Source organism: Dehalococcoidia bacterium (assembly GCA_022449765.1).
Classification (GTDB): domain Bacteria; phylum Chloroflexota; class Dehalococcoidia; order Lucifugimonadales; family Australimonadaceae; genus UBA2963.
The window spans coordinates 1-15722 of sequence record JAKUPZ010000016.1 but is presented as its reverse complement, the minus strand read 5'-3'; the positions used below and the strand labels follow the sequence as shown (position 1 = coordinate 15722).

The window sequence follows — 15722 nt, the reverse complement described above, 5'->3', positions numbered from 1 at the left end:
CTAAACTCCCATAACGTTATAACCAGCATCAACATAAAGAATATGACCAGTAACTCCAGAAGCTAGTGGACTCAATAAAAATAATGCGGCTGAACCAACTTCCTCTTGAGTAATATTTCTTTGTAATGGAGATCTAGAAGCATGTATTTCATGCATTCCAGTAAAACCGGAAATACCCCTCGCGGCTAATGTATTCAAAGGTCCCGCTGACACGGCGTTAACACGTATACCTTGCGCCCCGTATTCAGCAGCTAATTGCTTAACCTCGTTTTCTAAGGCCGCCTTTGCCACGCCCATAACGTTATACCCTGGGTAAACTTTATCTGCTGCATGAAATGTTAAAGTGATGATGCTACCACCGTTCGTCATTTTTCCTGCGGCAGCCTTTGTAATTGGCAGCAAAGAATACGCACTTACTTCAAGAGCCGTTCTAAAGCCATCTACTCCCGTAGAAGAAAAAGATCCTTCAAGGTCGTCTTTATTCGCGAAAGCTACACTATGCACTACGCTGGAAAGAGGATTATTCGCTGAAGCAATAGCAATAGCGCTTTCTACCGAATTGGTATCGAGTACATCACATTCAACTGCATGAATACGGTCAAATTCTTGCACTAGATTTAACACGTTACGACCCATGCGCTCATTCTGGTAAGTCACATAAACATTGGCTCCAGCTTCTTCTAGGCTTAAGGCTATCGCCCAAGCAATACTTCTATGATTAGCGACCCCAAAAACAATCGCACTTTGATCAGTAAGGTCAATCGTAACTGCCATCAATATGCTCCCTCAAGAATGCTGTGCCTCGCGCGAAAGTGGACCATGCCTAGGATCAGTATTCATTTTAAAATCAGGACGTTTTGCACCACGCTTCATTTCATTCTCAATAAGCAAAAAATCTTTTTTAGGAATCAAATGTAGCAATCCTTGAAAAGCAAGGGGCCAAAGCTCTGGAGCCCATTTTTTCACGTACTCAAGGCGAGGTGCGAGCAAGCGTGCATCAATGGTATGGAAGTTATCTAAGACAATATCTGCCTTAATACTCACATGCCACGAATAACTATCTTCCATCTCTGAAGAAGGCCACAAAATACTCTCGTCTTCAAAATATGTTCCTGAAATGGTAGTGATGGCTGCAAAAGCAGTTGACTCGAAAACATAAAACAGCACACGATCGCCAATTTCCATGCGCTGTACGCGCTTGCGCTGCTGCTTACCCATACCCAGGATTGAAAAATCCCTTTCAGAGCAAGCATCGTAATAATCCTGATGAACTGCAACCATCCAATAATTGCGTGGTGTTGTTACCATGATCAAATAGTATCATGACGTTAGGTTTAACACTCAAATTTTTTGTGCTATTTGATGTAGAATCTTCTACCGTTGAGAGTCAGTAGCAATAAGAGGTAAAATATCTCTGCTTGTTTACCCAATTATTATGCAAAATATGCCTTTAGGTTGGCATTTTTTTACTGATAGGAGTACGTATTGGTCACTGCAACAAACCTAGGATTCCCAAGAATCGGCGCTAACAGAGAATTGAAATGGGCTATTGAAGCTTATTGGTCGGGCAAAATAGATCTAGATGAGCTGGAGAGACGAGCTGCAGAAATAAGATATACGAACTGGAAATTGCAAAAAGAAGCAGGGATAGAACATATTCCTTCAAATGATTTCTCGTTTTACGACCAAATGCTTGATACCAGCATAATGGTCGGAGCAATACCTGAACGTTATGGTCCTATTGAAGGCGAAGTCGACTTGGATACCTACTTTTCGATGGCTCGTGGAAGAAACGCATCAACGGATAACGTAGGCGTCTCAGCTATGGAAATGACCAAATGGTTTGATACTAACTACCATTATATTGTGCCCGAAATAGAAAAAGATCAAACCTTCTCAATCAAATCTACCAGAGCGATTGAAGAATTTATTGAAGCCAAAGAATTAGGGATTCACACGCGGCCTGTTTTGATCGGCCCTGTAACTTATTTACTGCTATCGAAATCCAGCGACCCAACATTTGACCCTTTATCGCTTTTAGAGGATTTAGTGGATGTTTACGAAAAAATTCTAAGACGATTTACTGAAGCAGGCGCCACTTGGATTCAGTTTGATGAGCCTGCACTCGGACTCACTTTAGATGACAAGCAAAGGTCAGCGTTCGGGCGTGCTTACGCCCGCCTTTCTGCTACCTCACCTGCCCTAAGTCTTTTAGTCGCAGTCTATTTTAGCGACCTACGAGAAAACGTAAGAACAGCACTTGCATTACCGGTTAAAGGCTTACATATTGATCTTGTCCGAGGTCGAATCGATATGGAAAATGTACTAGCAAAACTACCTGAGGAAATGTCGATTTCCCTTGGGTTAGTTGACGGCCGTAATATCTGGAAATCAAATCTTCAAGAAGCAATAGATTTAGGCAAAAAAGCCACTTCAATAGTTGGTAAAGAACGTGTATTTATTGGCCCATCCTGTTCATTACTTCATTCACCCGTAGATTTACAGAATGAATCTAAATTGGACAAGGAAATGAAGTCATGGATGGCTTTTGCTAAACAAAAAATACAAGAAATCTCATTAATTACCCAAGCTCTAAATGGTAATTCTGATTCGATTTCAAATGAATTGACGTCAAATGCAGGCGCAATTCAAAGCCGCTCAAAATCTACAAGAGTTCATAGTTCTTTAGTTGAATCAAGAATGTCTAGCATGACGCCTGAAATGGCTTCTAGAGTCAGTGAATATGCCGACCGGCGAAAAGCTCAGCAGCAAAAACTTAAATTACCTAATTACCCAACCACCACCATTGGATCATTTCCTCAAACAATTGAGATAAGAAAAGCGCGTGCCGCCCACAATAAATCCGAATTAACTGACGAGCAATATGAAATATTCCTTAAAGAGGAAATCGAGCGCACCATCAGATTCCAAGAAAAAATGGGGCTTGATGTTTTGGTACATGGAGAGCCTGAACGAAACGACATGGTGGAATATTTTGGGCAACAATTAGAAGGCTATATTTCTACAATAAATGGTTGGGTCCAAAGTTATGGCTCTCGATGTGTAAAACCTCCAATTATTTACGGAGATATCAATCGCCCTCGTCCAATGACGGTTGACTGGATCACATATGCACAATCACTTACTTCGATACCAGTAAAAGGCATGCTGACAGGCCCAGTAACTATGCTTCAATGGTCGTTTGTACGTGATGATCAACCTCGCAGCCAAACATGTATGCAGTTAGCATTAGCTATCCGCGACGAGGTAAATGACCTTGAATCCGCTGGAATCAAAATTATTCAAGTAGATGAACCTGCAATACGGGAAGGTTTGCCATTACGACGCGAAGATTGGGACGAGTATCTTGGGTGGGCAGTTGAATCATTTCGCGTAGCTACGTCGGGCGTAGAAGATCATACCCAAATGCACACTCATATGTGCTACGCAGCATACGATGACATTATTGATGCAGTTGCGGCAATGGATGCCGACGTGATTTCAATGGAAAATTCCAGAAGTGATGGTGCTCTAATGGAAACGTTCCGAGCCCATCCCTATCCTAATGAAGTTGGCCCTGGTGTTTACGATATTCATTCGCCAAGGATTGCAGAATCCAATGAAATGAAGGATCTACTTAGTAAAGCGGGTGACGTACTCTTACCAGAACAAATTTGGGTCAATCCCGACTGCGGATTAAAAACTCGCAGATGGGAAGAAGTAGTTCCTTCGTTGGAAAACATGGTCGAAACAGCAAAGCACTTCCGGCACTAGAAGAAGTTTATGAGTGAAAGTAATCTTACCCACACGGTGCTCAACAGTTTCCATAGGAAGCTTGGAGGCAAAATGGTTGCCTTTGCAGGCTTTGATATGCCTATCCAATATGAAAGTATTTTGGCTGAATCACGAGCAGTGCGCAACTCAATAGGAATTTTCGATGTTTCCCATATGGGAAGATTTATAATTGAGGGTCAAGACTCCAGAGCATTATTAAATTGGATTCATACCGCTAGCATCGGTATCGATATGCCATTATTCCGCGCTCGATACGGACTCATATGTAACGAGGCAGGAGGAATCATTGATGATGCGATTGTATATAAATTGGCAGACAGTAAATTCTTACTTGTTGCAAATGCAGCAAACTCAAAAAAGATCTTTGATTGGCTTCAAATATGGATATCTTCTAAGTACCCGCATGTCCAAATTTCAGACAAAACAAAAGAATTAGCCATGATCGCGGTCCAAGGACCATACGCCATTGAGAAAGTGCAGCAACTTCTAGGCGTGGATCTTTCATCGTTAAAACCTTTCAACATCATTGAAACTAACATTTTGGGTTCCATGGGGTTTATAGCACGAACTGGGTATACGGGGGAAGATGGTGTTGAAATAATGCCACTTGCCAGTGTTGCCGAGCTATTATGTGAAACATTGGTTAGAGACGGTGCCGCCCCTTGTGGGTTAGGAGCGAGAGACGTATTAAGATTAGAAGCTGGCCTTTTGCTTCATGGCCAAGATATCGATGAATCAACTAATCCCGTTGAAGCAGGTTTGAAAAAATTTGTAGACTTCACTAAGGATTTCTGTGGATCTCAAAACATACAAAAGCCACAAATAGCATCTAACAAATACCTAATAGGGTTCAAAACTGAAGGTCGCAGCCTAGTTCCCAGATCACATGCCGACATACTGCAAAATGGTGAAATTATTGGGCATGTTACTAGTGGCGGTTACTCACCTTCGCTTGACACTAATATAGGGCTCGGCTATGTTCAAAATAGAAGCGTCGTCCATCAGGAGCAAATTGAAATAGATGTCCGTGGACGAAAAATCAATGCGACGGTAGTTGAAATACCATTTTATAAAAGGAAAAAACCGTAATGCCAGTTCCAGAAGATAGGCTATATTCAAAAGAGCACGAATGGGCTCTGATCCAATCTGATGGTTCAGTTATCGTAGGGATTACTGATTTTGCACAGCATGAGTTGGGAGATGTCGTATACCTAGAGCTGCCATCCCAAGGTGCGAATGTCATTCAGCATCAGCAAATGGGTGAAATTGAATCTGTCAAAGCGGTTTCTGAAGTATTCTCCCCAGTATCTGGAGTCGTACTTGAAGTCAATACTAGCGCGCAGGATTCCCCTGAATTGGTAAATTCCAGTCCGTATGAAGAAGGTTGGCTGATTAAGGTACAACCTAGTGATGAAGCAGAATTAAAAAGTTTGCTAGATGCCAAAGACTACGTAGCATTAACTGAATAAACAAAAACCCAACTAGATTTAAGGTAAACAGGTGCATAGTCAATCATTCAAATCTCCGTTCATTCCTAATACCTCAGAAGATAGGGCTTCGATGCTCGCTGAAGTTGGCGCACAATCGATAGATGAGCTCTTTGAAGATATCCCTTCAGAGTATAGGCACCCAGAATTGGGATTGCCTGAACCACTTTCCGAAATGGAAGTAATCAAAAAAATGAATTCCTTGGCAATCAAAAATTTGCATGCCGGAAATTACTTAAATTTTTTAGGAGCAGGTGCTTACCAACATTTCTGCCCTAGCGTAGTCCCATTTCTTGTAACAAGGGGGGAGTTTTTAACATCTTACACACCGTACCAGCCTGAAGTCTCTCAAGGAACATTGCAAGGAACCTATGAATTCCAGTCTATTACTGCAGAACTCTTTGGAATGGAAGTCTCTAATGCAGGTATGTACGATGGTGCGACTAGCCTAGCAGAAGCTGCGCTAATGGCCTGTCGGGTAACTAAGCGAAATCAAATCACTGTACTCGATACAGTAAACCCGCGTTATATTGATACCATACGTGCCTATGCAATGCCTCAGGCTCTTGAGGTGAATCTTGTTTCTGCAGAAAATCTTGATCTGAACGCTGATACTTCCTGTCTAATAAGCCAGTATCCAAATTTCTATGGATGCATTGAAGAAATGCAAACTTTGAGTGATCTCGCACACTCCAGAGGAGCTTTGTTCGTTATGTCCTGTGATCCCATTGCATTGGCAATGTTCAAAACACCCGGAGATTTTGGGGCAGATATAGCAACTGGCGAAGGTCAAGCCCTGGGAGTTCCTTTGAGTTTCGGCGGGCCTTATGTTGGGATTTTTACCTGCCGGAAAGACTATTTGCGGCAAATGCCTGGGCGAATATCCGGAAAAACCACAGATTCTAATGGTAAAACTGGCTACGTATTAACTCTTCAGCCTAGGGAGCAACACATAAGGAGAGAAAATGCCACTTCTAATATTTGTACGAGCACAGCATTAATCGCACTATGGGCAACCGTCTATTCCTCTTTAATGGGCAAACATGGGCTTAGGAGAGTGGCGGATTTGTGCTACCAAAAATCGCATTATGCAGCCTCTGAAATAGCAAAATTGCCGGGGTACAGTCTAGTAAACGACCGCACCTTCTTCCAAGAATTTGTAGTTTCCTGTCCCAAGGATTTTGAAACAACAAACTACGGCCTAGAGAAAGCTGGAATCCTCGGTGGCTATGACGTCAGTGACAAATACCACAATGGAATGCTTATCTGCGTTACTGAAGTTGCCACAAAAACAGATATTGACCACTTAGTAGAGACATTAGGAGCCATATCACAAAATGGATGAAGCACCTATATTGCATGAAAATGCACTCAATAGAAGAAGGCTCTTAATGGAACGCAGCCGGCCGGGGCGCACGGGAGTGGCGCTTCCAGATTCGGATGTTCCTCCTCAATTGAATCCTGAAGCCTCAATGCTTAGACAAGATTTAGATCTTCCTGAAGTCACTGAAGGTGAAGTGGTTAGGTATTTCACGCATCTAAGCCAATTAAATTTCTCAATAGATACCCATTTTTATCCTTTGGGTAGCTGTACCATGAAATACAATCCAAGGCTTAATGAAACGATTGCAGCGAACCCAGGGTTTTCCATGTCGCACCCAGCCCAACCTGCACATCAAATACAAGGTGCGCTTGAGGTCATACACACGTTACAAAGTTTTCTGTCCAAGGTAAGTGGGCTACCAGGTGTGAGTCTCTCTCCACTTGCGGGCGCACAAGGTGAACTCTCCGGAGTTTTGACTCTTCGTGCAGCTTTAAACGATAGAGGACAAGGGCATCGTAAGAAAATGCTGATTCCTGATACCGCTCATGGTACCAATCCCGCATCTGCTGCTATGGCAGGGTTTGATGTGATTTCTATCGGCTCAGGCCCAGACGGAAACATTGACCTTGACAGTATTCGAGCAGAAGCGAATTCAGATCTTGCAGGAGTGATGTTTACCCAGCCAACTACACTTGGGCTTTTTGATAAAAAAGCAATAGAGATGTGTGAAATCGTGCATCAAGCTGGAGGTTTAGTTTATGGAGACGGCGCAAATATGAATGCCCTCCTCGGCCGAGTAAAACTAGGTCACCTTGGCTTCGATGTAGTGCATATGAATCTCCATAAAACTTTTTCAACTCCCCATGGTGGTGGTGGCCCTGGAGCAGGGCCAATATGTGTAACCGAAGAGTTATCTAAGTTTCTACCTGGTCCTATAGCTACAACCAACGAACTAACCAAACTCTATGAATTAACAATGCCAGAAAAAACAATTGGTCGTTCAGGAGCATTTCAAGGGAATTTTGGGGTCTTAGTCAGAGCCTTTACATATATTAGTCTATTAGGTAACCAAGGAATGCTAGATATTAGTGGCAATGCTGTACTAAATGCCAATTATCTTCTAGCAAAATTACGAGACCTTTATGAGCTGCCATACGATCGCAAGGTGATGCACGAAGTCGTTTTCTCCGCTAAAAAAAGATTGGGGGCAAGTGCGTTAGATATTTCTAAAAGGCTGCTTGATTATGGGTTTCATGCTCCAACTATGTATTTCCCTTTAGTTGTTGCAGAAGCGCTGATGATTGAACCTACCGAAACCGAATCTAAAGAAACGCTGGACGCTTTTATAGAAGTTTTGCACCAAATAGATCTAGAGGCTGCGCAGGATTCATCGTTCTTACATGAAGCTCCTTACAATACTCCCTTATCGCGCCTGAACGAAGCGAAGGCCGCTAGAAACCCTGAGTTACGATGGAATAAGGCTAATTAACGACTTTACCTTATGGCCTGATCTGACCTATGATGCACATGGAGTAAATGATGATAGAAGTGGGACAAGTAATTCCAGACTTTATGCTCACCAGTCATGAGCGTGAAGAAATCTCAATAAGCCAGTATCGCGGGAAATGGGTTGTGTTGCACACCTTTCCCTTTGCGTTTACAGGCGGGTGAACAAGTCAAACATCCTCCTTCAACCGGGCGTTGAATGCATTTGAAGAAAAAAACACGCAGCTTCTCGGCTTAAGCATCGATACTCGTCCTGCACTAAGTAACTGGGCTAACTCACTGGGTGGTATTCGACACCCGCTTTTATCCGACTTCTGGCCACACGGAAAGGTTCTTGATTCTCTTGGAATTTTGAATCATGAGTCGGGGAATGCGCGAAGAGCCTTACTAATCATTGATCCTGAAGGGATTGTGAGGCATGTTGAGCTACATCAAGGAACGCTTCCAAACCCCGACGATACTTTAGCGACGTTAAATACCTTGCAAAGTTAATTTTCCTTATGGCATATGTCGAGTTGTGGCTAATATTGAAGGACTATCGCTATCTTTCTTTTGCGCGAGGATACCTGAAGGCTCAGGGGCATTTTTTGCAAATATAAAAACCTTAAACGCACCCATTCCACGATCATCTATTAATAGATCTAATAAACGTAAATTAGTATTCTTAACCTGTAGTGATAAATCTCTGTCACGTACGATCGAATCTCTATACTGCTCGAACCCTAAATCTTTTAAGAATTGTGATTGGCTTTTCTCTTTTACTAATTTGAAGCCTGTATGATGAGCAATGTTTCGCAACGTACTAAAATCTACATGAATGCTTATGTCTTGCTTACCCACATGTATGTATGGATTCATATTTAGAGTGTGAGCGTAGTAGCACCTAAGTGTGCCTTGCATTCGAAATTCGTTGTAATACTCGTGGGCTTCGTACCCGTAATCAATGAGCAGTAAATAGCCAGAAGGAATCATGTCATAAATATATTTGAACCATTTTGTCATCCCTAGGTTCATCTCAGTTTTATGACCTTCAGCGAGTTCAATTCCAAACGTATCAAAGCGATCTTTTATTTCACTTGTTGTAAGTCCTAAGAAGTATTCTTGAAAATCTCCTGCTTCATTTAAACCGATAAAAATTTCTTTCAGTTCACCATTATGCATAACTACTCGATGCGCTGGCATAGCATCAAGCAATTCGTTAGCAATAATTATTGAGGGGTTTTCAAATGTAAAAGAAATTTCACCTTGAATCCAATCTCTTAAAAAGTCTGAGGGCTTCGGGGACAGGTCATTTGCAGTGTAATGAAGCGCATTGCAAAATTGATTATCTATACGCTCAGAATGCCTCTCGAAATCAATGCCAAGCTGACCATTCCCTGCCCCCAACTCAATTACATTAATCGGAGATACTTTACCTAATTGCAACCACATCAGCATCGCTTGGTTAGCAATTAGTGAACCAAATATTGGATGAGTCATTGGAGCGGTAAAGAAATCCCCATTGGGGCCAAAGCCTGCTTTATTTATGTAATAACCACATTGCGGGTGATATAGAGCGAGTTCCATAAAATGGGCAAACGATATAGGGCCGTTCTGTTTAATGATTTCCCTTATTTCAGTTTCTACGAGGGAGTATTGCGGTTTATGAATCATGGAACCAAACAAGCATCATCAGGCTTAGTTCACTTGTTAACTAACCCCGGTTACGATTAGCGTGACTACCTTCAGATTCCCAGCTAGTTATTTGTATTGAATTCTTAAACTCTCGTGTTTCACCACAGTGGCGGCAGGTCCCATAGCTTGTAGGTCCGTTGGGGCTTTCAATTGCCCAACGGTGGGAACAATCAGATTCAGTATAATCAGCCCATTCAGCCGTAGGTTGCGTCATTAAGAAAATCCCCTTTATTTATGAGCGTTGGTCTATAGGTACAAATTCCAAGTCCAGAGGACCATCGTATCGAATCTGAGGCCTTATCAACATATTTTTATCCTGTTGTTCAAGTATTTGAACAACATAACCTGGAACCCGAGCAACGGCAAAAATTGAAATAAACAAGTCTTCTGGTATGCCTAGCAGGTAGTACACTGATCCTGCCCAAAAATCAACATTCACGCAAATACCACGCTCTGCATATGGTCGCATATGCTCTTCAACTTTGCTTAAAATTTGAAACCATTTTGGGTCACCCTTCTTTTCAGCTAATAAACGGGAGCCCTCGCGCAAATGGCGCGCCCGAGGATCTTCAGCTCGGTAAACAGCATGCCCAAAGCCCATAATTCGTTCTTTACGTTCACGCTTACCTTCTAAATAGCTTTGAACATTATCAACTTCTCCAATATCCAATGCCATTTTCATGACGCCCTCAGCCGCACCACCGTGCAGAGGGCCCTTAAGTGTAGATATTCCTGTAACGATGGCACCATGAACATCAGCCAGCGTGCTGGCTGTAACACGTGCTGCAAAGGACGAAGCATTTGATCCATGATCTAAATGAACAATCAAGTCCTTGTCCATCAACCGGGCTGTATCTTCATCAGGATAATTACCAAGTAGCATGTATAGAAAATTAGCTGCATGCGATAAATTGTTATCAGGTTCTATAGGAGACAACCCGCTTCTGAGCCTGTGGTGAGCAGCAACAATAGTAGGAACTTGCGCAGTGATCTTCATCCCCTTTCGCAAAGTAGAATCATGCGAAGTATCGTCTACGTTCGATTCAAAAGCCGCTAATGACGAAACAATCGTTCTTAAGACATCCATCGGGTGTCCATCTTTAATTTTATCAATTACTTGAATTACTTCATCAGGTATTGACCGAGAGGCACGAAGAGTATTATCAAATTCCTGCAACTCAGAACGATTCGGTAAATGGCCAATCATCATGAGGTATACAACTTCCTCAAAGCTCGCATTCTCCGCGAGATCATGGATGTCATAGCCCCGGTAAATTAGTCTACCCACGTCACCAATTACAAAGCTTGATTCAGTCGACTCAAAGTAGACGTCTCGAAGTCCTCGCTTCAACTCAACGTCTTGGTGAACCATGAAATTCCTCCGTATACTCGTTTTTACCAAAGCTTGAGAGCAGTAGTAACGCTCAGGTACCTAACGCTTCGATAAAGATCTTAAGGTTCTACATCGCGCCAGATGTCATTTCAATCTTATCAACAAATCTCAACCTGAACGAGAATACATCTGCCTCGTAGGAGTGTCAACGCAAAGGCTTTTGACAAGCATACAACCAATTACGCTGGGTACTCTCAGCCCGTTAATAAATATGAAATTCATCAAAGAAAAGAACGTCAATGTTAAAAGCATTAATAACGTAATTCGGATAATTTTTGATAAATTTAATCATTTTCCTTTTTTTCCCAGTGATTTCATGAAAATCACGTAATTACATAAAAATGAATCCCGATATATACAATTGACACCCCTAAATGCTGAGCGTACCCTTTGCTAGTAATCCCAAGCTGATGTGTCTTTCAGTTGATCAATACGGAGATGGGAATTATTGGAGGATCCTGGCAATGGCCGGCCAAAATGAGATAGTTGTCCGTTTCGCAGGTGAGGGAGGCCAAGGTGTCGTAACCGCTGCGGAGATGTTGGCACGTGCAGCCACTGGTGTTGGCTATCATGCACTCACATTTGCTACTTTCCCCTCTCAAATATTAGGCGGACCTACTTGGACCCAAGCCCGTGTTGCGAAAGAACCAGTACTAAGCCCTGGTGACTCTGTTGATATACTTGTAGCCTTCAATGATGAGGCCTACCAAGAGCACAAATCTGATGTTCGCGAAGGAGGGGTGATACTTGTAGATCCCTCTGTAACGCCCAGTGATGATGATTCAAATCACCGTTGCATTCAAGTGCCTTTCGACGATCTAGCCAAAGAAACCGGCGAATCTAGAGCGGCAAATATGGTCGTAATGGGAGGACTCTCTAAGCTTATAAATATGCCCTTAGAATACTTTAAGGACTTCGTGAGCGAACGATTTGCCGGACGTGATTCGATTATCCAAGCAAATCACAAGGCCTTGGATCTTGGGCTACATCAACTAGAGAATGAGCAAGCGATCAGCGATTTAGGGGCTCCCACTCCACCCGATTACGATCAAATCTTTATAAAAGGAAATGAAGCTTTGTCTATTGGAGCAATCCATGCAGGCATTGAATTTTACTTCGGTTACCCTATTTCTCCTGCCACCCCAATATTAATTTTCATGGAACGGAATTTATTAGGTGAAGGAAAATTTGCTTACCAAGCCAGTTCCGAAATTGAAGCCATAACAGGAATCGTTGGTGCAGGTTTTTCTGGGAAAAAATCTATGACCGCTACTTCTGGACCTGGATTTACATTGATGGGAGAAGGTATTGGCCTAGCGTGGATGGCTGAAATACCTTGCGTTGTCGTAGACGTACAAAGAGGCGGTCCAGCTACTGGACTTCCAACTAAGACTGAACAATCTGACCTCCTGACTGCAATCAGTCCCGCACACGGAGATGCAAAGATTCCTGTAATTGCGGCTGGTACAGTCGAGGAATGTTTTTATGCAGCGGTGCATGCTTTTAATTGGGCAGAAACATACCAAGGCCCAGTCATAATACTGAGTGAACACTCATTAGCAGAGCGTGCTCAAAATATTAGAATCCCTAATCTCAGTGAAACTCCTGTGGAAAACAGAATTACATACCAAGGTAACAATGGTTACCTTCGATATGAGTCCAAGGAAATTTCTCCATTCCCTGTCCCTGGAAACCCTGGCTCTTATGTAGCTAACGGGTCTGAACATGACATCTATGGTGACACAACACACCTTGCTAAGTACCACATTCACATGACCGAGCGTCGATTTAGCAAGCTGGAATTACTGGAAAACGCTCCATTTGAAAGTACAAATACCAATGCAAAAGTGGCTATCATGCCATGGGGTGGTTCAAAAGGCTCTGCGCAAGAAGCCTACAATCTTCTTCGTGAGCAAGGAGTTGAACTATCTTGGTATTACACAATGTTCTTAAACCCTCTTTCTCCAGATTTAATAAAAGAACTCAAGGGAAAAGACCTTGTAATAGTCCCTGAATTAAATTATCAAGGCCAGTTCGCTAGCCTTTTGAGGTCTCAAGGCATCAAAGCCGAGGCCATTACGCAATACACTGGTCTTCCATTCCAGTCTTCCTTACTTGTTGAACGAATAAATGAACGTCTTGTACAATTCAAAAATGATGCGATGGTGGGGTAATGAGCGGAAAAAATCCAGAATATGATTTTCTTTGGTGCCCAGGATGTGGAGATTTTGGTGTACGACGCGCCATGGAATTCGCCATGCAAGACTGGAACATTGAACGGGAAACTCCAATGACCCACAATGTTGTAGTTGCGGGAATAGGTTGCTCCGGTAATACGGTTCATTTATTAGAGGGAGAGCAGCCTTATGGTTTTCACGGGATCCACGGGAGGTCTTTACCAATTGCGTTAGGCGTCAAAATGGCACGTGAAGAATTGAACGTAGTAGTAGTCGCTGGTGATGGAGATTTCTTGAGTATTGGGATGGAGCACATTGGCCCGCAAGCCGCTCGCAACCTGAATATATGTGCGGTAGTAATGGATAATGGTATTTATGGCCTCACAAAAGGACAATCCTCACCTACTACTTTAGAGAATACCGTTACAAGCTCAACTCCGTTCGGAAAAATGGAATCACCAGTACATCCCTTGGATCTTTACCTGACTCTTGGAGTTAGCTATATAGCATCAGGATATTCAAGTAAGCCGCGGGATCTTGCCAAACTTATTACAGGAGGCATGATGCACGACGGATTTTCCATAGTCCATGTTTCATCCCCCTGCACTACTTATAATGATACCTATGAAATCCTAAAAGGCAGCCGTGCAAAAGGTACGGAAGGAACAGCCTACGACATACCTGAAGATCATGACCCTGCGAACAAAGAAAAGGCACGTAATCTAATTGAAAAAGGAGGAGTGCCCCTTGGAGTAGTATACCAAGACACTACCCGTCCTTCGCTTGGAAAGCGATTAGCCTCAGTTCGAGAGAAGAATCAAGCAAAAAACGCTGAAGCGCTCCTCAATTCTTTTTCCATATAAAGCTGGCAAACTAAATCTACCGCCTCTAATACTCGTATAGGCAATATTAAAATCATTACAGGGAATTATGGTAGAAAGTACTGCATTACAACTACAAAGCATTTCCAAGTCTTATGGGAAAAATTCAGCCTTAAAGTCAATTGACTTAACGATACATTGTGGCCAAATAGTTGCACTATTTGGCCACAATGGTGCTGGAAAGAGCACTCTACTCAAAATATTTTCAACTGCTCTTAAACCTGACAAGGGCCAAATCCGCATTATGGGTGCAGACAGCAACAAGTATCCATCTTGGTGCCGGTCTCAAATTGGTTATATTGGTCATATGAATTACTTATATCCTGATCTTTCGCCGATAGAGAATTTAACGTTTTTTGCTCGTTTGTATGGCGTAGCTGGCCACAAAACTCGAATTCTACAAGTTTTAGAGGATCTGGAATTAAAAGATAAATCCAAGCAACCAGTACGCAATTTATCGAATGGTCAGCAAAAACGAGTAGCAATTGCAAGAGCGCTACTCCACCAGCCATCAATATTGCTTATGGATGAGGCTGACGCTGGATTAGATTTATACGCCAAAAGTGTTGTGAAATCTATCGTACAACAAGTATCTCAAAGTGGAGGGACTGTATTTTTTTCCTCGCATGATCCAATTGATAGCTTGGCATATGCAAATGAATTCATACTTTTAGAAAAAGGTACTTTAATTGCTCATAGGGAAAGCAATCCAAATTCTAAAGCTGATTTACTTAAAATTTTGCGGACTAATAATTAATGCAATATTTCATTAATTCGGCATGGGCTATCTTCCGTAAAGATCTAATCCTTGAATTACGGACCCGGGAAAATATTGGAACAATTCTCCCGTTTTCTGTAGTAATTGCATTTATTTTCAATTTCACATTTGATCCATCGCCACAACTTATGGCAACTGTAGGACCTGGGATCATATGGGTTGCATTTATTTTTTCCGGAACCCTCGGAATGAATAGATTATTTCTACTGGAACGTGAGTTCGGTACATTAGAAGGATTACTCACCTCACCCATACCTAGAGAATCTATATTCATAGGAAAATTTCTAGGCATACTTTGCCTGCTATTGGTTATTCAAGGAATTCTGATACCCGTTTTTTTGGTTCTCTATAATTTTAATTTGTTCGAAATTCGTTTCGTCACCATAACTTTTTGCGCAACAATTGGATTCTCTTCAGTGGGGTCTCTCTTTTCAGCAATTGCCGTAAATACTAAAGCACGAGAAATCATGCTTCCTGTGCTTTTCTTACCTATAATTTTGCCAATAGTAATTGCTGCTGCAGCTGCAACAGAGAAAATTTTCACTACTGACGGTTGGTCTAATATCTTGCCCTGGCTACAATTAATTATCTTCTTTGATTTGGTATATCTTGTGCTATCCTCAATTTTGTTTACATCCGTAATTGAGGAATAAAAAATGTTTGTAGCTGCGTGGTCAAAATTCTTAATTCTAGTCATTGCATCCATA

Annotated in this window: 16 protein-coding genes; 9 read left to right on the top strand and 7 right to left on the bottom strand. The window is 42.2% G+C overall.

The window, feature by feature from the left end; genetic code table 11:
• Both MK127_07400 and MK127_07395 read right to left on the bottom strand, forming a co-directional pair.
• Positions 1 to 774 (bottom strand): SDR family oxidoreductase, encoded by a 774-nt coding sequence (locus MK127_07400; GenBank protein ID MCH2532616.1) that lies wholly within the window; start codon positions 772 to 774, stop codon positions 1 to 3.
• Between the two features lie 12 nt (positions 775 to 786).
• Positions 787 to 1308, bottom strand: coding sequence for an EVE domain-containing protein (locus MK127_07395; protein ID MCH2532615.1), 522 nt, complete (start codon positions 1306 to 1308; stop codon positions 787 to 789).
• 177 nt (positions 1309 to 1485) lie between these two features.
• Between MK127_07395 and metE the strand changes: the two genes are divergently transcribed.
• From metE to MK127_07365, 6 genes are all read left to right on the top strand, one after another.
• Positions 1486 to 3774 (top strand): 5-methyltetrahydropteroyltriglutamate--homocysteine S-methyltransferase, encoded by a 2289-nt coding sequence (metE, locus tag MK127_07390; GenBank protein MCH2532614.1) that lies wholly within the window; start codon positions 1486 to 1488, stop codon positions 3772 to 3774.
• 9 nt (positions 3775 to 3783) lie between these two features.
• Positions 3784 to 4884: a glycine cleavage system aminomethyltransferase GcvT gene (gene gcvT / locus MK127_07385; GenBank protein ID MCH2532613.1), complete on the top strand. Its 1101-nt coding sequence runs from the start codon at positions 3784 to 3786 to the stop codon at positions 4882 to 4884.
• Positions 4884 to 5264: a glycine cleavage system protein GcvH gene (gene gcvH / locus MK127_07380; GenBank protein MCH2532612.1), complete on the top strand. Its 381-nt coding sequence runs from the start codon at positions 4884 to 4886 to the stop codon at positions 5262 to 5264. The genes gcvT and gcvH overlap by 1 nt, the downstream gene beginning before the upstream one ends.
• Positions 5265 to 5295: 31 nt before the next feature.
• A complete protein-coding gene (gcvPA, locus tag MK127_07375) occupies positions 5296 to 6627 on the top strand; it encodes an aminomethyl-transferring glycine dehydrogenase subunit GcvPA (GenBank protein ID MCH2532611.1) in 1332 nt (443 codons plus the stop codon).
• Positions 6620 to 8095 carry an aminomethyl-transferring glycine dehydrogenase subunit GcvPB gene (gene gcvPB / locus MK127_07370; GenBank protein ID MCH2532610.1) on the top strand — a complete coding sequence of 492 codons (1476 nt, stop codon included), beginning with the start codon at positions 6620 to 6622 and terminating at the stop codon, positions 8093 to 8095. The genes gcvPA and gcvPB overlap by 8 nt, the downstream gene beginning before the upstream one ends.
• Before the next feature lie 83 nt (positions 8096 to 8178).
• Positions 8179 to 8604 carry a redoxin domain-containing protein gene (locus MK127_07365; GenBank protein ID MCH2532609.1) on the top strand — a complete coding sequence of 142 codons (426 nt, stop codon included), beginning with the start codon at positions 8179 to 8181 and terminating at the stop codon, positions 8602 to 8604.
• A 6-nt stretch (positions 8605 to 8610) separates the two neighbouring features.
• Here the strand turns inward: MK127_07365 and MK127_07360 are convergent, their stop codons facing one another.
• Genes MK127_07360 through MK127_07350 form a run of 3 tightly spaced genes read right to left on the bottom strand, consistent with a single transcriptional unit; the run spans position 8611 to position 11158 of the window.
• A complete protein-coding gene (locus MK127_07360; protein MCH2532608.1) occupies positions 8611 to 9765 on the bottom strand; it encodes an SAM-dependent methyltransferase in 1155 nt (384 codons plus the stop codon).
• 40 nt (positions 9766 to 9805) lie between these two features.
• Positions 9806 to 10000: a hypothetical protein gene (locus tag MK127_07355; GenBank protein ID MCH2532607.1), complete on the bottom strand. Its 195-nt coding sequence runs from the start codon at positions 9998 to 10000 to the stop codon at positions 9806 to 9808.
• Between the two features lie 18 nt (positions 10001 to 10018).
• On the bottom strand, positions 10019 to 11158 hold the full coding sequence (locus tag MK127_07350) for a citrate (Si)-synthase (protein ID MCH2532606.1): 1140 nt from the start codon (positions 11156 to 11158) through the stop codon (positions 10019 to 10021).
• 485 nt (positions 11159 to 11643) lie between these two features.
• Between MK127_07350 and MK127_07345 the strand changes: the two genes are divergently transcribed.
• From MK127_07345 to ccmA, 3 genes are all read left to right on the top strand, one after another.
• Complete coding sequence (locus tag MK127_07345) at positions 11644 to 13353, top strand: 2-oxoacid:acceptor oxidoreductase subunit alpha (protein ID MCH2532605.1); 1710 nt, start codon at positions 11644 to 11646, stop codon at positions 13351 to 13353.
• On the top strand, positions 13353 to 14219 hold the full coding sequence (locus tag MK127_07340) for a thiamine pyrophosphate-dependent enzyme (protein ID MCH2532604.1): 867 nt from the start codon (positions 13353 to 13355) through the stop codon (positions 14217 to 14219). The genes MK127_07345 and MK127_07340 overlap by 1 nt, the downstream gene beginning before the upstream one ends.
• Before the next feature lie 67 nt (positions 14220 to 14286).
• Positions 14287 to 14994: a heme ABC exporter ATP-binding protein CcmA gene (ccmA, locus tag MK127_07335; GenBank protein MCH2532603.1), complete on the top strand. Its 708-nt coding sequence runs from the start codon at positions 14287 to 14289 to the stop codon at positions 14992 to 14994.
• Here the strand turns inward: ccmA and MK127_07330 are convergent.
• Positions 14984 to 15307 (bottom strand): hypothetical protein, encoded by a 324-nt coding sequence (locus tag MK127_07330; GenBank protein MCH2532602.1) that lies wholly within the window; start codon positions 15305 to 15307, stop codon positions 14984 to 14986. The genes ccmA and MK127_07330 overlap by 11 nt on opposite strands.
• A 54-nt stretch (positions 15308 to 15361) precedes the next feature.
• The coding region (locus tag MK127_07325) for a hypothetical protein (protein MCH2532601.1) at positions 15362 to 15722 on the bottom strand (361 nt) is incomplete at its 5' end.